This window comes from Streptomyces sp. Je 1-79, from assembly GCF_025195125.1.
In the GTDB taxonomy this organism is placed as follows: Bacteria; Actinomycetota; Actinomycetes; order Streptomycetales; family Streptomycetaceae; genus Streptomyces.
The window spans coordinates 55,151-72,887 of sequence record NZ_JAMGSL010000001.1 but is presented as its reverse complement, the minus strand read 5'-3'; the positions used below and the strand labels follow the sequence as shown (position 1 = coordinate 72,887).

Below are 17,737 nucleotides of genomic sequence, written 5' to 3'. Positions count from 1 at the left end.
CCGAGCCGGTCCGACTCTATGCAACGCGCCCGGGACGCGGTGCGCGGGCCCGGCTCCACGGTGCCGCCGCCCGTGCGCGCCGGGGCCTCAGGCGCGCCGCTCCCTTCACCCCCGCCCGTGCGCGCGGGCTCAGGCACGGCGCGCCCTTCGTGCCGCCCGGCACTCCCGTACGCACAGGCGAGCGAAACTCACCGCCGCCCAGAGCATCGAGACGTTCACGAGGGCGCCGGCGACGGCGAGCACCGGGAACCCGAGGGCGGCCCCCTCGCCGGCGGGCGGTTCGCCGGAGCCGAGGAGCGACGACGCCAACTGGAGGAGCACGGCCGCCACGGCTGATCCGGGGAAGGCCACGACGTACGGGGCGGCCGAGCCGCCCGGGGAACCCTCGGCGAGAACGTCGACGAGGCCGAGGACGGCCACCGACCCGACGTAGGCGACGGCAGCGCACTGGGTCAGGACACGCGGGCGAGGGAAGCTCATGAACGCATTATTGAACACGTTCAAGGCTCTTGCGCCCCCCACCCCCGCACAAGCTCACCCCCGTCCGCCACAGATGCTGCCGCGACTCTTTACGCCTCTGTCATGCACGGGTAACTTTCGGCCTCGCAAGCGCTTGCAGCAAGTTACCGACCGATCTTTCAGCGCCCGCCGCGTCCTCCCCAGCCGCGGCCCTGCTCCGGAGAAGGAACGCATGCGACGCACCCCCACCCCACGGCTCGGACGCGCCCCGACGGCGGCCGTGGCCGCCGCCTGTCTGCTCGGGCTGCTCTCCGCCACACCCCCGGCCGGCCCGGTCGCCGTCCCCACGGCGCCCGTCGCGGCCGCGGAGAACACCGCGACGGTCTTCTACTACACGAAGACGAAGAACTGGTCGGCCCACCACCTCCACTACGCGCCCGACGGCGGAGCCTGGACCACCGTCCCCGGCGTGGCGATGGAGGCGGCCTGCACGGACTGGGTGAAGAAGACCGTCACCCTGGGCTCCGCGGCGGGACTCCAGGCCACCTTCAACAACGGCACCGGCACCTGGGACAACAACGGCGGCCAGAACTACGACCTCGGCACCGGCACCCTCACCGTCAAGGACGGCGTGGTCGCCCACTCCGACCCGTGCGCCGACGACCCGGACGAGCCGGGCCCCGGCAACCAGGCCACCGTCTACTACTCCACCGCCGCGCTCGGCTGGACCACCGCCAACCTGCACTACGCCCCCGTCGGCGGAGCCTGGACCACCGTCCCGGGCATCGGCATGGAGGCCGCCTGCACCGGCTGGTGGAAGCGGACCGTCGACCTCGGCACGGCCACGGCCCTGAGCGCCGTCTTCAACAACGGCAACGGCGTCTGGGACAACAACAACGGCGCGAACTACGCCCTCCTGGCCGGCACGACGACGGTCAAGGACAAGACCGTCACGGGCAACGCCGCGAACCCGTGCGCCGCCGAGGTCCCCGACACCCAGGCACCCGCCGTGCCCACCGGGGTCGCCGCGCGCGCCGACGGCACGTCCGTCGTCCTGACCTGGGAACCGGCCACCGACAACAGGGCCGTGACGGGCTACCAGGTGACGCGTACCGGCGGCACGCGCGGCACGACGGTCACCGACGTCGGCTCCACCGTCCTCTCCGACACGAACCTGGAGGAGAACACCGCCTACACGTACACCGTCAGGGCCCTCGACGCCGCGGGCAACATCTCCGCCGTCTCCGCCCCCGCCCGTGCGACCACCGGCACGGCGCCCCCGGCCCCCGAGCCCGGCCGGCCGCTCGGCACCGACCCGCGCAAGGACCCGATCTACTTCGTCCTGACCGCCCGCTTCAACGACGGCGACACGTCGAACGACCGGGGCGGCAGCCAGCACACGAAGTCGGGGAACGCGGCCAACGGCGACCCCATGTTCCGGGGTGACTTCAAGGGCCTCGTGAACAAGCTCGACTACATCAAGGGGCTCGGCTTCTCCGCCGTCTGGATCACCCCCGTGGTGCTCAACCGGTCCGACTACGACTACCACGGCTACCACGGCTACGACTTCTACAGGGTGGACGCCCGTCTGGAGTCGGCCGGCGCCTCCTACCAGGACCTGATCAACGCGGCCCACGCCAAGGGCATGAAGATCTACCAGGACGTCGTCTACAACCACTCCTCCCGCTGGGGCGCCAAGGGGCTGTTCACCCCCAAGACGTACGGCGTCCGTGACACCCAGTGGAGCTGGTACTACGACGAGCCGAACTCCTCCTTCGAGTACGACGGGCTGACCGTCGAACCGAAGTCCGGGAAGTCCTACTACAACGGCGACCTGTGGTCGACGGCCGAGCCGACCGGCAACACCTGCGTCAACTGGGGCACCCCGACCCAGTACACCTCCCCGGAGGGCTACCGGATCCACAACTGCCAGTGGCCCAGCCCCACGTCGGGAATGTTCCCGAAGTCGCTCTACCACGCCTGCTGGATCGGCAACTGGGAGGGCGAGGACTCCCGTTCCTGCTGGCTGCACGACGACCTCGCCGACTTCAACACCGAGTCCGCGGCCGTGCAGAACTACCTGATCGGCGCCTACGACAAGTACATCGACATGGGGGTCGACGGCTTCCGCGTCGACACCGCCGTGCACATCCCGCGCACCACCTGGAACCGCCGCTTCCTGCCCGCCATCCAGGAGCGCGTCACCCAGAAGTTCGGCGCGGAGGCCGCGAGGAACTTCTTCGTCTTCGGCGAGGTCGCCGCCTTCGTCAACGACAAGTGGAACCGCGGCTCGGTCAACCACTCCGCGCAGTTCTACACGTGGAAGGAGCGCAAGGAGTACGACGCCGACGACGCCAGGGCCGCGCTGGAGATGTACGACCACGAGCAGCAGCTCGGCCCGGCCGGACAGCCCACGTCGAACAACGCGTTCCTGAACGGCAACAGCTACCACGAGCCGGACCACAGCAGGTTCTCCGGGATGAACGTCATCGACATGCGCATGCACATGAACTTCGGTGACGCGCGGAACGCCTTCGGCAACGGCAAGGACTCCGACGACAGCTACAACGACGCCACGTACAACGTCGTCTACGTCGACAGTCACGACTACGGGCCCAACAAGAGCAGCGAGCGGTACTCCGGGGGCACGGACGCCTGGGCGGAGAACATGTCGCTGATGTGGACCTTCCGCGGCATCCCGACGCTGTACTACGGCTCCGAGATCGAGTTCCAGAAGGGCAGGAAGATCGACTGCGGGCCCACCTGCCCGCTGGCGACCACGGGCCGCGCCTACTTCGGCGACCATCTCGCCGGGGACGTGAAGGCCTCCGGCTTCTCCACCGTCGAGTCGGCGAACGGGGCCGTCGCCCAGACCCTCGCCCAGCCGCTGGCCCGGCACCTCCAGCGGCTCAACCAGATCCGCCGGGCGATCCCGGCCCTCCAGATGGGCCAGTACTCGACCGAGGGGATCAGCGGATCGATGGCGTACAAGCGCCGCTACACCAGCGGCACGACCGACAGCTTCGCGCTGGTCACCGTCTCCGACGGGGCCACCTTCAGCGGTGTCCCGAACGGCACGTACACCGACGCCGTCACCGGCGACCAGCGGGTCGTCGCCAACGGCAGCCTGAGCGTCGCGGCGCCGGGGAAGGGCAACCTGCGGGTGTACGTCCTGAACGGGCCCGGCCGGATCGGGACCGCGGGACCGTACCTGAAGTAGCGGTCCCGGAGGGAGGGACGAGGTGCGGGCGGGCCGCGGCATCGTACGCCGCGGCCCGCTCCGTCACCGCCTTCCGCCGGTCCTGCCGCCGCTCCTTCCGCCGGGCAGCCGATCGGCCAGGGTGCCGGCGGCGGCCCTCAGCAGCCTGAGCACGACGGGCGGGGGCGCGTCGATGCGGTAGCGGCGGCCGAGCCGGGACCACAGGTCCAGGACGCCGAGCAGGCCGGAGTCGCAGAAGGTGACCCGTGAGGCGTCGAGGATCAGGTCGGTGCGGCCGTCGGCCGCCGCGGAGAGGAGTATCGCCCGCAGCGGTGCGGCGCTGTGGTGGTCGATCTCTCCGGTCAGCCGGACCAGGAGGGTCGCGGGACCGACATGGGTGCAGGAGTGGACGACTATGCCGCCGGGCGCGGTGTCCGCGCCCGGGTCGGGCACGGGCGGCCGGGGCGTCTCGGTCAGTATCGGTGCGGTGCTCGCGGTACTCACGTACCCATCAACGGCCCTTCGGCACGCTCGGGCGAACGTGGCACGCCGTCCGGTCACCCCACCAGGCATCAGTGATCCACTTACGGGGGACACCGGGCACGTCGGGACGGCCTCTTTCAGCCCTGTCCCCGGGCCTGGCGGAAGCGGGCGAGACCCTCCGGGAGTCCCACCACGGGGTCCGGATAGTCGTACCGGGCCCGCTCGCGGGCGGGCAGCTTCCACGGCTCGTGGACCGCGCGGCCCTCCAGGCCGGCGAGCTCCGGCACCCATCTCCGTACGTACGCGCCCTCGGGGTCGTACCGCTTGCCCTGGGTCACCGGGTTGAGCACCCGGTTGGGGCGGCTGTCGGTGCCCGTGCCGGCCATCCACTGCCAGTTGAGCTGGTTGTCGGCGAGGTCGCCGTCGACCAGCAGATCGAGGAAGTGCCGGGCGCCGACGCGCCAGTCGATGTACAGCGTCTTGGTCAGGAAGGAGGCGGTGAGCAGCCGCCCCCGGTTGTGCATCCACCCCTCGTGGGCGAGTTGGCGCATGGCCGCGTCCACGACGGGATACCCGGTGCGGCCCTCCTTCCAGGCCCGGAGGTCGGCCTCGGCCTCCTTGCCGCGCCGCCAGCGGTCGGACCGGCCGCGGTAGTCGTCGGCCGCCGCGTCGGGGCGTGCGGCGAGCACCTGGTGGTGGAAGTCGCGCCAGCAGAGCTGCCGTACGAAGGCCTCGGCGCCCGGCCCGCCCCTGGACCGGGCCCGGTGGACCGCCTCGGCCGCCGAGACCGCGCCGAAGTGGAGGTACGGCGAGAGGCGGGAGGTGGCGTCGCCGGCCAGGTCGTCGTGGCGCTCCTGGTACGCGTCGGCGTGCCGGCCGAGCCAGGCGGTGAGCCGCTTGCGTGCCTCCTTCTCGCCGCCGGTGGCCAGTCCCGCGGCGACGGACGGGACCGCCGCCCGGGACGGCAGGTCATCGGAACGGATCCCCGCCGGCACCCGGACCGCACGGGGCGCCGTGAGCGGCTCACGCAGCCGCTCCTGCGACCAGCGCCTGAAGTAGGGCGTGAAGACGGCGTAGTGATCGGAGCCGGCCGGTGTCGCGGCGCCGGTGGGCAGGGCGGTGACGACACCGTCATGGACGTACAGACGACGGCCGTCCGCCTCCAGGGCATGGCGCAACCGGTCCTCACGGCGGCGGGCGAAGGCGCTGCCGCCGGCCGCCATGTGCACCTCGTCGGCGTCGGACTCCCGTACGACGGCGCACACCTCGGCGACCGGGTCGCCCGTGCGCATCACGAGCCGGCCGCCGCGCTCGCGCAGTCCGGTGTCGAGGTCGGTGAGACAGTCCGCGAGGAAGGCGAGCCGGTTCGGCGCCGCGAAACCGGCGCGGTCCACCGCGGGGTCCCGTACGAAGAGGGGGACGGTCTCGTTCCCCGTGCCCAGCGCGGCGCGCAGGGGCGGGTGGTCGTGGACCCGGAGGTCCGAGGTGAACAGGACGACCGAGACGTTCATGGCACCGCTCCTGGAGTCGGGGCACCGGGTGGCTGCTCGACGTGCCGCTCCGGTGTCGGCTGCGCTGACCTTGCGGGGGCATTCGCCGCGTGGTGCCGGGCCGGATGCGGCCCGGACGCCCTGGATGCCGGCCGCCGCCGGGGCCCGGCGGTGGCCCCGCCCACCCCGGGCCTCGCCCTCGGCTTCACCGCCACCCTCACCCTCGACCTCACCTTCACCCTCGCTCTCACCCTTGCCCCCGGCCTCACCGTCCGCGGTCGGTCTCCGTGCCGGACGGGGTGCGGTCCAGGGGCGCGGCCGACGGTTCGCCGTCGGCTCGGCCGGAGTCCTCGCTCGCCTCCGCCTTCAGCGCGATGTTGCGGGCCATGCCGCCGAAGACGAGGGCGTGGAACGGCGAGACGCTCCACCAGTAGGCGTGACCGGCCAGTCCGCGGGGGTGGAACAGCGCCCGCTGGCGGTAGCGGCTCCCCCGCTCGCCGTCGCTCTCGGCGTACATCTCCAGCCAGGCGAGTCCCGGGAGCCGCATCTCGGCACGCAGGCGCAGCAGCCTGCCGCGCTCGATCTCCTCCACCCGCCAGAAGTCCAGCGAGTCCCCGACCCTCAGGCGCGTGGCGTCGCGCCGGCCGCGGCGCAGCCCGACGCCGCCGACGAGCCGGTCGAACCAGCCGCGGACGGCCCAGGCGAGCGGGAAGGAGTACCAGCCGTTCTCGCCGCCGATTCCCTCGACGACCCGCCAGAGCGCCTGCGGTGACGCGTCGACGGTGAGTTCGCGCACGTCGGTGTAGAGGCTGCCGCCCGCCCAGTCGGGGTCCGTGGGCAGTGGATCGCTCGGCGCCCCGGGCACGGACGCGGAGGACCAGCGGGTGATGACCTGGGCGTCGCGGACCCGCTGGAGGGCGAGGTCGAGCGCCCGGTCGAAGCCGATGGGGGTGCCGGGGGGATCCGGTACCCAGGCGGCGATGTCGTGCTCGTCGCAGACGACCTCGTACTTGAGCGACTCCGCGAGCGGGCGGGCGATGGCCCGGGGCACCGGGGTGACCAGGCCGATCCAGTGGCTGGACAGGCGGGGGGTGAGGACCGGCACGGGGACGATGAGCCGCCGGGACAGTCCGGCGACGGCGGCGTAGCGGCGCATCATGCCGAGGTAGGTGAGGACGTCGGGGCCGCCGATGTCGAAGGCGCGGCACACGTCCTCGGGCATGCGGGCGCTGCCGACCAGATAGCGCAGCACGTCCCGGACGGCGATGGGCTGGATCCGGGTGCGCACCCAGCTCGGGGTGACCATCACCGGCAGACGCTCGGTCAGATAGCGGAGGATCTCGAAGGAGGCCGAGCCGGAGCCGATGATGACGGCGGCGCGCAGCACGGTGGTGGGGACACCCGACTCCAGGAGGATGCGCCCGACCTCGGACCGGGAGCGCAGATGCGGGGAGAGGGACGCGTCGGGCACGTCGCGGGGGGTGAGTCCGCCGAGGTAGACGATCCGGCGGACGCCGGCCGCGCGGGCCTGCTCGGCGAAGGTCCGGGCGGCGAGCCGGTCGGTGCGCTCGAAGTCGTGTCCGCCGCCCAGTGCGTGCACCAGGTAGTACGCGACGTCGACGTCGCGGAGGGCGGGCGCGAGGGTCTCGGCGTCGGTGACGTCGCCGCGTACGGTCTCCACCTCTCCGGACCACGGCTGGTCGCGCAGTTTCGCGGGGGTCCGGGCCAGGCAGCGGACCCGGTGCCCGGCCTCCAGGAGTTCGGGGACCAGGCGGCCGCCGATGTAGCCCGTGGCGCCGGTGACGAGGCACCGCAGTCCCCGGGTCTCGTGCCCTTGTACGTCCGTCATCGAGGTACTCCGTTCCGCTGCCGGGGAGAAGTCGTGTCCGCGTCGCGCTCCGTCACCGACCGAGTCCTTCGTCGGTCTCTTCCCGGAGCGCGGTCGCCGCGGATGCACGGACGGCTATCTATAGGCTGATCGTGTGGCCAGCACAGAAGAATCCGAGACCGGTGGCGCCGCGCCCGAGAGCGCACCCGGCGATCTGCAGAGTTTCGCCGTCGAGCTGCGGCGGACGAACGGAGAGATCAACCGGCTGGTCCACGGTTTCGCACTCGCGCAGGGACTGCATCCCACGGACGTGCAGGCCCTCTCCGTCGTCCTGGACAGCCCCGAGCCTCTGACCCCCGGCCGCCTGCGCGAGCACCTGGGGCTGACCTCGGGGGCGGTCACCGCCTGTCTCGACCGCCTCGAACGGGCCGGGCACATCCGCCGCTCCCGAGAGAGCGCGGACCGCAGGGTCGTCCACGTGCACTACGTCGAGGGGGCGAAGGCCGCCGCGCGCAGCTACTTCATGCCGCTGGCCCAGGCGGCCGAGCGGGCCCGGGGCCGGTTCGACGCGGACGAGCTGGCCGTCGCGCTGCGGTTCCTGAGCGCGCTCAACGAGGAGCTCGGCGAACTGCGCGTGCCCCGGCGCTGACCGTACGGGCGCGCACCGCGCGCGCCGTCGGAACCGCCCTACGATCCGCCGTCCGCTCCGCCGTCCGCCGGACGGGTGTCGCCCTGACGGGTGCATCCGCGCGTGGCCGCGCGTCGGAAGAGGCGTCCGAGCGGGGCGTCTCCCTACCCTCACGTGCCCCCTGCCTCCGTGGCCGTACGCGCATGGTTCAATCTCTCTCAATCATTAAGATTCTTTGCACTTGAGATACTTTCGAGCTACCCGCCTGGAGTCCGTATGTCCAGCCCCACACGATGGGCCGGCCGTCTGCTGCCCCTCGTCCTGCTCGTCGTCTGGCTCGCCGTCGGCGGCGGCCTCGGCCCGTACGCCGGAAAGCTCGGCGAGGTCGCCACCAACGACCAGGCCGCCTTCCTCCCGCGCAGCGCCGAATCCACCCGGGTGATCGACGCCCAGCGCGCGTTCCGGCAGGACGAGACGCTCCCCGCGCTCGTCGTCTGGACCTCCCCCGGCGGCGGCCCGATCGACGCCGGACAGCGGTCCGCGGCGACCCGCGCGCTGGCCACGCTCACCGAACTGCCCGGCGTCGTCGGCACACCGTCCCCGGCTCTGCCCTCCGAGGACGGCGAGGCCCTGCGCGGTGTCGTCCAGCTCCGCCCGGACCTCGGTGAGGAGCTGACCCCCACGCTCGGAGCGATCGACCGGGCGGCTTCCACGGTGCCCGGGACGACCGTCTGGCTCGCCGGTCCCGCGGCCACCCAGGCCGACCTCTCGGACGCCTTCGCCGGCATCGACGGGCTGCTCCTCGTGGTCGCCCTCGTGACGGTGCTGCTCATCCTGCTGCTCGTCTACCGCAGCGTGCTGCTGCCCCTGGTGATCATCCTCGGCGCGGTGTTCTCGCTCGGACTCGCCTGCGCCGTCGTCTACGTCCTCGCCGACCACGGCGTCCTGCGCGTGGACGGCCAGGTGCAGGGCATCCTGTCGATCCTGGTCATCGGGGCCGCCACCGACTACGCGCTGCTCCTGGCCGTCCGGTACAGGGAGGAGCTCGCCCTCCGCGCAGGGGACCGCGTCCCGGCGATGCGCGCCGCGCTGCGCCAGTCCGTCGGACCCATCACGGCCAGCGCGGCCACGGTGGCGCTCGGCCTGCTCGCGCTGCTGTTCAGCGATCTGACCAACAACCGGGCTCTCGGACCCGTGGGGGCCATCGGCATCGTCTGCGCCGTTCTGAGCGCCCTGACCTTCCTCCCGGCCGTCCTGGTCCTGCTCGGCCGCGCCGCGTACTGGCCCGCCAAGCCGCGGTCCTCGGAGTCCGAGGCCGGCGGCCACGGTATCTGGCGCCGGGTCGCCGCGCTGGTGGACCGTGCGCCGCGCAAGGTGTGGGCGGCGTCCCTCGCCGGCCTCCTCGCGTGCGCCGCGTTCGCCCCGGCCCTCGACTCCAGGGGTGTCCCGCTCGACGAGATCTTCGTGAACGACGCCCCCTCCGTCGCCGCACAGCAGACCCTGGGCCGTCACTTCCCCGGCGGGGCGGGCAACCCCGCCGTCGTGATCACCGAGGCCGGCACCCTGGCCAGGGTGGTCTCCGCGGCCGAGGCCGTCGAGGGCGTGGACTCCGCCACCGCCGTCACCGCCTCCGGGCGCCCCGGGGCCGGGGCGCCCCTGGTCGTCGACGGGCGGGTCCGGATCGACGTCACCCTGGCCGACGCCGCCGACAGCGACGCGGCCAAGGACACCGTCGCCCGGCTCCGTACGGCCGTGCACGCGGTCCCGGGGGCGGAGGCCCTGGTGGGCGGCTACACCGCACAGCGGTACGACACCCAGCGGACCGCCGAGCGCGACCGGATGCTCATCGTCCCGGTGGTGCTGGCCATCATCCTGGTCATCCTCGTCGGCCTGCTCCGCTCCCTGCTCCTTCCGCTGCTGCTGGTCGCCACGGTGGCCCTCAACTTCGTGGCCACGCTCGGGGTCTCGGCCCTGGTCTTCCAGCACGTCTTCGGCTTCACCGGCACGGACTCGTCCGTGCCGCTCTACGGGTTCGTGTTCCTGGTCGCCCTCGGCGTGGACTACAACATCTTCCTGATGTCCCGGGTACGGGAGGAGTCGGTGCGCCACGGGGTCCGCGAGGGCGTCCTGCGCGGGCTGACCGCGACCGGCGGCGTCATCACCTCCGCCGGTGTCGTCCTGGCCGCCACGTTCGCGGCGCTGGGCGTCATTCCGCTCGCGTTCCTGGTGCAGATCGCCTTCATCGTCGCGTTCGGCGTCCTGCTGGACACGCTCGTCGTCCGGTCGCTGCTGGTCCCCGCGCTCGTACGGGACCTCGGCCGCCACGCATGGTGGCCCGGCGCGCTCAGCCGGCGCCCGGAACCGGACTCCGCCCCCGTCTGACCGACGCCGCCGCCCGGCTCCGGGAGCCGGGCGGCGCGCCCGCGGAGATCCTCGGGCCCGCCGGTCACCTGGTCCTGTCGGTGGGTCCGACGTGTTCGCCGGGGGTCGCGAGCTCCTCCACCGCGTCGGCGCCGACGACCGCGCCGGTCGACTTCTTCGCGCGCCGCAGCCTGCGCTCCAGCCATCCGGCGAAGGTGGTGAGCGCGAAGTTGAGGATCACGAAGATGACGGCGACGACGGTGAAGCTGGCGATGGTGTTGGCGCCGTAGTTGGCGCTCATCGGGCGCACGGAGGCGAGGAGTTCGGAGAAGCCGAGCATCGCTCCGCCGAGCGCGGTGTCCTTGACGATGACGACCAGCTGGCTGACGAGTGCCGGGAGCATCGCGGTCACCGACTGGGGCAGCAGGACGTACGTCATGGTCTGGCCCTTGCGCATGCCGATCGCCTTGGCGGCGTCGGTCTGGCCGTTGGGCAGGGAGATGATGCCGGCCCGGACCACCTCGGCCAGGACCGAGGCGTTGTAGAGGACGAGACCGGTGACGACCGCGTAGAGGGGCCGGCTCTCCGGGCTGATGTCGGTGAACTCGGAGTACGCGGCGTTGGCGAAGAGCATCAGGATGAGGACCGGGATGGCGCGGAAGAACTCCACGATCGTCCCGGCCACGCCACGTATCCAGCGGTGGTCGGAGAGCCGGCCGATGCCGAGGAGAGCCCCGACGGGCAGGGCGATGACCACGGAGAGCGCGGCGGCGACGAGCGTGTTCTTCAGGGCGGGCAGCAGGAACGTGGTCCAGGTGCGGGGGTCGGTGAAGAAGGGGGACCACTTGGCCCAGTCGAGCTGCCCCTGGTCGGCGAGGGTGGTCAGGACCCACCAGATCAGCACGCCGAGGCCGAGCAGGAACAGCAGGGTGTAGAGGACGTTGCGCCGCTTCGCACCCGGTCCGGGGACGTCGTAGAGGACGGTGGGCTTGGTCTTCATCGCTTCACCGCCACCTTCTTGCTCACCCAGCCGAGCAGCAGCCCCATGGGCAGCGTGAGGCAGATGAAGCCGACCGCGAAGATCACCGAGATGAGGATGAGCTGGGCCTCGTTCTCGATCATCTCCCGCATGAGCAGGGCGGCTTCGGCGACGCCGATGGCCGCGGCCACGGTGGTGTTCTTGGTGAGGGCGATCAACACGTTCGCCAGGGGGCCGACCACCGAGCGGAAGGCCTGCGGCAGCACGATCAGGCGCAGCACCTGGGGGAAGTTGAGCCCGATCGCGCGGGCCGCCTCGACCTGCCCGAGGGGCACGGTGTTGATGCCGGAACGCACCGCCTCGCAGACGAACGCGGAGGTGTACGCGGTCAGTCCGAGCACGGCGAGCCGGAAGTTGATGGTGGTGAAGTCCTCCGCACCCATGTTGACGCCGAGCGTCTGGAACAGACCGAGCGAGGTGAAGACGATGATGACCGTCAGGGGGATGTTGCGGACGATGTTGACGTAGGCGGTGCCGAAGCCCCGCATCAGGGGGACGGGGCTGACGCGCATGGCGGCCAGCAGCGTCCCCCAGATCAGGGAGCCGATCGCGGAGTAGACGGTGAGCTGCACCGTCACCCAGAAGGCTCCCAGCAGGTCGTACCCTTCGAGGAAGTCGAACACGTCGGCCTGCCGCTCACTTGACGACGACGCCGACCTCCGGCGCGGGCTCGTTCTGGTACTCCGCCGGTCCGAAGTTCTTCTTCACGGCCTCGTCCCAGGATCCGTCGGCGACCATCTTCTCGAGGGCGTCGTTGATCTGCTGCTTGAGTTCGCTGCCCTCCTGGACGCCGATTCCGTAGTTCTCGTTGCTCATCTCGAAGCCACCGAGCTTGAACTTGCCCTCGAACTCGGGCTGCGAGGCGTAGCCGGCGAGAATCGCGTCATCGGTGGTGACGGCGTCGATCACGCCGTTCTCCAGGCCGGTGAGGCACTCCGAATAGCCGCCGTACTCCTGGAGCTGCGCGTCGGGGGCGATCTTGTCCTTGACGTTCTGCGCGGACGTGGAACCGGTGACCGAGCAGAGCTTCTTGTTGTTCAGGTCCTCGGGCTTGGTGATGGAGTTGTCGTCCGCGCGGATCAGCACGTCCTGGTGCGCCAGGAGGTACGGGCCGGCGAAGTCGACCTTCTTCTCCCGCTCGTCGTTGATCGAGTACGAGGCCGCGATGAAGTCGACGTCGCCGCGCTCCAGCATCGTCTCGCGGTCGGCGCTCTTGGCCTCCTTCCACTCGATGTCGCCGGGATCGCGGCCGAGCTGCTGGGCCACATAGGTCGCCACGTCGACGTCGAAGCCGGTGTACGTGCCGTCCGGCGTCTTCAGCCCGACGCCGGGCTGGTCGTACTTGATACCGACGGTGATCTTCTCGTCGTCACCGCTCGACCCGTTCCCGCCGTCGCCGCCGCAGGCGGCCAGGGAGAAGGAGAGGGCGAGAGCGGCGGCGGCCGCCACCACGGCTTTGGTGAGCTTGCGCGGGTTCATGTGATCACCCCTGGGGCTGCTGTGAGCGACGGCCGCGGTTCAGTGGTGCAGGATCTTCGAGAGGAAGTCCTTGGCGCGGTCGCTGCTCGGATTGCTGAAGAACTGGTCGGGTGTGGTCTCCTCCACGATCCTGCCGTCCGCCATGAAGACCACGCGGTTGGCTGCGGAGCGCGCGAAGCCCATCTCGTGCGTGACGACGACCATGGTCATCCCGTCACGGGCGAGCTGCTGCATGACCTCCAGTACCTCGTTGATCATCTCGGGGTCCAGCGCGGAGGTCGGCTCGTCGAAGAGCATGACCTTCGGCTCCATGGCCAGCGCCCGGGCGATCGCGACGCGCTGCTGCTGGCCGCCGGAGAGCTGCGCGGGGTACTTGTCGGCCTGGGACGCGACCCCGACGCGGTCGAGCAGCTCGCGGGCCCGCTTCTCGGCGGCCTTCTTGTCCTTCTTGCGGACCTTGACCTGGCCGAGGGTGACGTTCTCGAGCACGGTCTTGTGCGCGAAGAGGTTGAACGACTGGAACACCATGCCGACGTCGGCGCGGAGGGCGGCGAGCTCGCGACCCTCGGCGGGCAGCGGCTTGCCGTCGATCACGATCTCGCCGGAGTCGATGGTCTCCAGGCGGTTGATGGCCCGGCAGAGGGTCGACTTCCCGCCGCCGGAAGGGCCGATGACCACGACGACCTCGCCACGGCCGACGGTCAGGTCGATGGACTGGAGCACATGGAGTTCGCCGAAGTGCTTGTCGACGTCCTTCAGAACGACGAGCGCGTCGGGCATGGCAGCCTCCTGGTTCGCCGCCCCCACCCTCCTCACGTTCATGCTCCGCCCTTGGCCCGTGTACTGCACGCCGGGCGCTTCGGAGGGGTGGAATCAGAACATGATGAAAACGATTGTCACGTCGAGCCGGCTCGGTCCGCCGCGGCCGGGCGGTCCCGGTCACTCCCCGGGCGGGGTCTCCTCCTCCAGGACGCGCCGGGCCGCGGCGAAGGCCGCGTTGGCGGCCGGAACGCCGCAGTAGACCGCGGTCTGGAGCAGGACGGCTCCGATCTCCTCCGGCGTGAGTCCGTTGCGGCGGGCAGCCCGGACATGCATCGCCAGCTCGTCGAGGTGGCCGTGGGCCACCAGCGCCGTGAGGGTGACCATGCTCCGCTCGCGCCGCGACAGGGTGGGGTCCGTCCAGATCTCGCCCCAGGCGTAGCGGGAGATGAAGTCCTGGAACGGAGCGGTGAAGGCCGTCTGAGCCGCCTGCGCGCGGTCCACGTGCGCGTCGCCGAGCACCTGGCGGCGGACCTCCATGCCCCGCTTCGCGCCGCCGCCCGCGAAGTGGCCGCGCAGCGCGGCGCTCACGGCCTCGGGCCGTTCGGCCGGCGCCAGATGCGAGGCCCCCGGGATCTCGGTGAGCGCCGCGCCGGGGACCGCGTCGGCGATCTCCCGCAGCTGCGCGGGCGGGGTCGCCGGGTCCTCGCGGCCGGCGACGAGGAGCGTGGGCGCGGTGATCGACGAGAGCCGCTCCCGCAGGTCGAAGGCGGCGAGCGCGTCGCAGCAGGCGGCGTACGCGTCGGGGTCGGCCCTCCGGTGGTCCTCCACGAGCCCCGGCACGGTGAAGCCGGGGGTGAACCAGCGGGCGTCGGCCGACTCCGATAGTGCGGCGAGACCCTCGCGGCGTACGGTCGCCGCGCGCTCCACCCAGTTCTGCGGCGGGCCGAAGTGGGCGGAGGAGCAGAGGACCGCGAGCCGTTCCACGCGTTCGGGATGGTGTGCGGCGAGGTGCAGGCCGACCGCGCCACCGAGCGAGACCCCGGCGTACGAGAAACGGTCGGCGCCGAGCGCGTCGGCGAGGTCGCGTACGAGACGGGCCAGGTCGGCGACGGTCGCTCCGGGGCCGATGAGGGAGGCCGGCGAGCCTCCGTGGCCGGGCAGGTCCCAGCGCACGACCCGGTGGGTGACCGACAGTTCGGGCGCGACCGCGTCCCAGAGGGCGGTGGAGGTGCCGAGGGAGGGGCCGAGGATCAGCACGGGCGCGGTGGCCGGCCCCTCGACGCGGTGGTGCAGCCCCGCGTACTGCGCTGGGGTGGGGGTCATGGTCGCTCCAGGGCGCGGTCGGTCAGGGCTCGGGCGGAGCCCGTGTAGCGGGTGGGGTCGGTGAGCCCGTCGAGGTCGAGTTCCTTCAACTCCTTTGTCTCGGCGAGTAGTTCGGCGAGAGTTCGGCCCTCGGCGCGGGTGCGCCGGGCGAGTTCGGTGAGGAGCTCCTTCGCACGGGCGCGCCCGAGGACGGGGGTGAGAGCGGCGGAGAGCCGCTCGGAGACGATCAACCCGCCGGTGAGGCCGAGGTGTCGGCGCATGACGTCGGCGTGGACCCTGAGCCCCTCCGCCAGTTCGGCGGCGTCGCGGGCCGCGCCGCCGACGACACGGAGCAGTTCGCGCAGCGGCTCCCACTCGGCGTGCCACGCCCCGGCCGGCCGCTCGTCCTCGGCGGCCAGCGAACCGTACAGCGTGGCGGCGAGGTGCGGGGCTCGCCGTGCGGCCGCGGCGACGAGCGTGGCACGCACGGGGTTCGCCTTGTGCGGCATGGCGGAGGAGCCGCCGCCCGCCCCTTCCGTGAGCTCCGCGATCTCGGTCCGGGAGAGGGTGAGGACGTCGACGGCGCTCTTCCCGAGGGCACCGGCGGTGAAGGCCAGGGCTCCCGCGAGGTCGGCCACCGGGGTGCGCAGGGTGTGCCAGGGCAGCGCGGGCTCCGCGAGGCCCGTCTCCCGCGCGTAGGCGGCCACCAGCCGGCCGGTACTCCCCGCGGCGCCTCCGCCGTACGCGTCGAAGGCGGCCAAGGTCCCGGCGGCGCCGCCGAGTTGGGCCGGCAGGGAGTCCCGAACCGTACGGACCCGGTCGCGCGCGTCGAGCACGAGCGCGCGCCAGCCGGCCGCCTTGAGGCCGAAGGTGGTGGGCACGGCGTGCTGGGTGAGGGTGCGGCCGGGCATGGCCGTCTCCCGGTGCGCGGCGGCCAGCGCGGCCAGCGCCGACTCCGTACGTCCGAGGTCGGCCAGGACCAGGTCAAGGGTGCGGCGCGCGACCAGCATCGTCGCGGTGTCCATGATGTCCTGGCTCGTCGCGCCGCGGTGGACGTACGCGCGCCACTCCCCCGGCACGGCGGCCGTGAGGTCCGCGACCAGCGGGATGACGGGGTTGCCGCCGGCCCGGGCGCGCAGCGCGATGTCGCGCGCGTCGAAGCGGGCGCCGCCGGCCGCGGTGGTGACTGCGTCGGCGGCCTCGGACGGCGCCTGTCCGACGGCGGCCTGGGCGCGGGTGAGGGCCGCCTCCGCGTCGAGCAGGGCCCGCAGGAACGCGGTGTCCCCGGTCGCGGCCTCGGCCGGGCCGCCGGCGCGCCCCGGCGCGAGGAGGCCGACGTCGGTGGCGTCGGAGGTCATGTGAACTCCAGGAAGACCGTCTCGCCCTCGCCCTGGAGGCGTATGTCGAAGCGGTACGTGCGGGGCGCGGCCCGTTCGTCGGGCCGGGCCACCAGCGTGGCGCGGCGCTCGGCGGGCAGTGAGTCGAGCAGTATGTCGGCGCCGTCGCGCAGGTACGCGCGGGTGAAGAGGTGGTGCAGCAGCCCGCGGGCGAAGACGCAGACGCTGATGTACGGCAGGCCGGTGTTGCCGGGCGGCAGCGTGGAGAGCGCGTAGTGGCCGTCGGCGTCCGTGGCGACGCGGCCGAAGCCGGTGAAGTCGGTTCCGTTACGGCCGAGATGGCCTCCCGTGACGGGGTCGCGGCGCATCGACCCGGGCGCACCCGCGAGGGAGCCGTCGGGGGCGGCCTGCCAGAAGTCGAGGAGCGCGTCGGGGACGGGGGCGCCCGCGCCGTCGTACACGTGGCCGTGCAGGACGATCCGGTCCGGGTGGCCGTGCGGCGCCATCCGCTCCCCTTCGGGGAAGGGCAGGGCGTAGCCGTAGAACGGGCCGACGGTGTGGGAGGGGGTCGGGAGCGGCGTCATCGGGGTTCAGCGCCCTTCTTCGATCCAGGTGGCGGAGGGGCCGTCGAGGACGATGTCCCAGGCGTAGCCGAGGGAGAACTCGGGCCGCGACAGCGCGTGGTCGTAACGGGCGACGAGCCGTTCGCGTGCGGCCGGGTCGGTGACCGAGCGCAGGATCGGGTCGTGGACGAAGAGCGGGTCGCCGGGGAAGTACATCTGCGTCACGAGCCGCTGGGTGAACGCCGTGCCGAAGACGGAGAAGTGGATGTGGGCGGGGCGCCAGGCATTGGCGTGATTGCGCCACGGATACGCGCCCGGCTTGACGGTCGTGAAGGTGTAGCGGCCCTTGTCGTCGGTGAGGGTACGGCCGACACCGGTGAAGTTCGGGTCGAGCGGGGCCGGGTGCTGGTCGCGCAGATGGGCGTACCTGCCGGAGGCGTTGGCCTGCCACAGCTCGATCAGCTGGCCGCGCACGGGCCTGCCGGCCCGGTCGAGGAGGCGTCCCGAGACGGTGATCCGCTCGCCGAGGGGCTCGCCGGCGTGCTGCCGGGTGAGGTCGTTGTCGGTCTCGGTGATGTCCGTGGGGCCGAAGACCGGGCCGGCGAGCTCCACGGTCTCGGGGTCGCCCCCGTCGACGGCGACGAGCGGCTGCCGGGGGTGGCGGAGCAGGGAGCTGCGGTACGGGGCGTAGTCGCGGGCCGGGTGGCTGCGGGGTGGGGCGCCGGCGGCCCGTTCCTTGTCGTAGGCGTGCTGCAGCTCGTCGATCTCGGTGTCGATGTCCGACTGGGTGAGGGCCATGTGGGTTCC

15 protein-coding genes are annotated in these 17,737 nt (G+C 72.2%); 3 read left to right on the top strand and 12 right to left on the bottom strand.

Going from position 1 to position 17,737, the window contains the following annotated elements; translation table 11 throughout:
- Positions 1 to 129: 129 nt before the first annotated feature.
- Positions 130 to 480, bottom strand: a complete 351-nt coding sequence (locus M5362_RS00290) for a hypothetical protein (RefSeq protein WP_260225139.1) — start codon at positions 478 to 480, stop codon at positions 130 to 132.
- A gap of 211 nt (positions 481 to 691) precedes the next feature.
- On the opposite strand from M5362_RS00290, the gene M5362_RS00285 reads away from it, so the two are divergent.
- Positions 692 to 3,679, top strand: a complete 2,988-nt coding sequence (locus M5362_RS00285) for a carbohydrate binding domain-containing protein (protein ID WP_260225138.1) — start codon at positions 692 to 694, stop codon at positions 3,677 to 3,679.
- Positions 3,680 to 3,742: 63 nt separating this feature from the next.
- Here M5362_RS00285 and M5362_RS00280 read toward each other — a convergent pair whose 3' ends face one another.
- The 3 genes from M5362_RS00280 to M5362_RS00270 all read right to left on the bottom strand — a co-directional run bounded on the left by M5362_RS00280 (position 3,743) and on the right by M5362_RS00270 (position 7,480).
- Positions 3,743 to 4,162: an STAS domain-containing protein gene (locus tag M5362_RS00280; RefSeq protein ID WP_260225136.1), complete on the bottom strand. Its 420-nt coding sequence runs from the start codon at positions 4,160 to 4,162 to the stop codon at positions 3,743 to 3,745.
- A 116-nt stretch (positions 4,163 to 4,278) separates the two neighbouring features.
- Positions 4,279 to 5,652, bottom strand: coding sequence for a deoxyribodipyrimidine photo-lyase (locus M5362_RS00275; protein ID WP_260225134.1), 1,374 nt, complete (start codon positions 5,650 to 5,652; stop codon positions 4,279 to 4,281).
- Positions 5,653 to 5,896: 244 nt separating this feature from the next.
- A complete protein-coding gene (locus tag M5362_RS00270) occupies positions 5,897 to 7,480 on the bottom strand; it encodes an SDR family oxidoreductase (RefSeq protein WP_260225133.1) in 1,584 nt (527 codons plus the stop codon).
- Positions 7,481 to 7,613: 133 nt separating this feature from the next.
- Between M5362_RS00270 and M5362_RS00265 the strand changes: the two genes are divergently transcribed.
- Positions 7,614 to 8,108 carry a MarR family winged helix-turn-helix transcriptional regulator gene (locus M5362_RS00265; RefSeq protein WP_260225132.1) on the top strand — a complete coding sequence of 165 codons (495 nt, stop codon included), beginning with the start codon at positions 7,614 to 7,616 and terminating at the stop codon, positions 8,106 to 8,108.
- Positions 8,109 to 8,363: 255 nt separating this feature from the next.
- Complete coding sequence (locus tag M5362_RS00260; protein ID WP_260225131.1) at positions 8,364 to 10,469, top strand: MMPL family transporter; 2,106 nt, start codon at positions 8,364 to 8,366, stop codon at positions 10,467 to 10,469.
- 64 nt (positions 10,470 to 10,533) lie between these two features.
- On the opposite strand, the gene M5362_RS00255 is transcribed toward M5362_RS00260, so the two are convergent.
- The 8 genes from M5362_RS00255 to pcaH all read right to left on the bottom strand — a co-directional run bounded on the left by M5362_RS00255 (position 10,534) and on the right by pcaH (position 17,728).
- The gene (locus M5362_RS00255; RefSeq protein ID WP_260225130.1) at positions 10,534 to 11,448 is read right to left on the bottom strand and encodes an amino acid ABC transporter permease; all 915 of its coding nucleotides are present in this window, start codon (positions 11,446 to 11,448) and stop codon (positions 10,534 to 10,536) included.
- Positions 11,445 to 12,110, bottom strand: coding sequence for an amino acid ABC transporter permease (locus tag M5362_RS00250; protein WP_260225129.1), 666 nt, complete (start codon positions 12,108 to 12,110; stop codon positions 11,445 to 11,447). The genes M5362_RS00255 and M5362_RS00250 overlap by 4 nt, the downstream gene beginning before the upstream one ends.
- A gap of 13 nt (positions 12,111 to 12,123) precedes the next feature.
- Positions 12,124 to 12,966: a glutamate ABC transporter substrate-binding protein gene (locus tag M5362_RS00245; protein ID WP_260225128.1), complete on the bottom strand. Its 843-nt coding sequence runs from the start codon at positions 12,964 to 12,966 to the stop codon at positions 12,124 to 12,126.
- Positions 12,967 to 13,005: 39 nt separating this feature from the next.
- A complete protein-coding gene (locus M5362_RS00240) occupies positions 13,006 to 13,746 on the bottom strand; it encodes an amino acid ABC transporter ATP-binding protein (protein ID WP_260225127.1) in 741 nt (246 codons plus the stop codon).
- Between the two features lie 159 nt (positions 13,747 to 13,905).
- Positions 13,906 to 15,051, bottom strand: coding sequence for a 3-oxoadipate enol-lactonase (pcaD, locus tag M5362_RS00235; protein WP_260225125.1), 1,146 nt, complete (start codon positions 15,049 to 15,051; stop codon positions 13,906 to 13,908).
- Positions 15,048 to 16,388, bottom strand: coding sequence for a 3-carboxy-cis,cis-muconate cycloisomerase (pcaB, locus tag M5362_RS00230; RefSeq protein ID WP_260225124.1), 1,341 nt, complete (start codon positions 16,386 to 16,388; stop codon positions 15,048 to 15,050). The genes pcaD and pcaB overlap by 4 nt, the downstream gene beginning before the upstream one ends.
- Positions 16,385 to 16,951: a protocatechuate 3,4-dioxygenase subunit alpha gene (gene pcaG, locus M5362_RS00225; RefSeq protein WP_260225123.1), complete on the bottom strand. Its 567-nt coding sequence runs from the start codon at positions 16,949 to 16,951 to the stop codon at positions 16,385 to 16,387. The genes pcaB and pcaG overlap by 4 nt, the downstream gene beginning before the upstream one ends.
- A 6-nt stretch (positions 16,952 to 16,957) precedes the next feature.
- Entirely contained in the window at positions 16,958 to 17,728 is a 771-nt protein-coding gene (pcaH, locus tag M5362_RS00220) for a protocatechuate 3,4-dioxygenase subunit beta (RefSeq protein WP_260225122.1), read from the bottom strand.
- Positions 17,729 to 17,737: the final 9 nt, after the last annotated feature.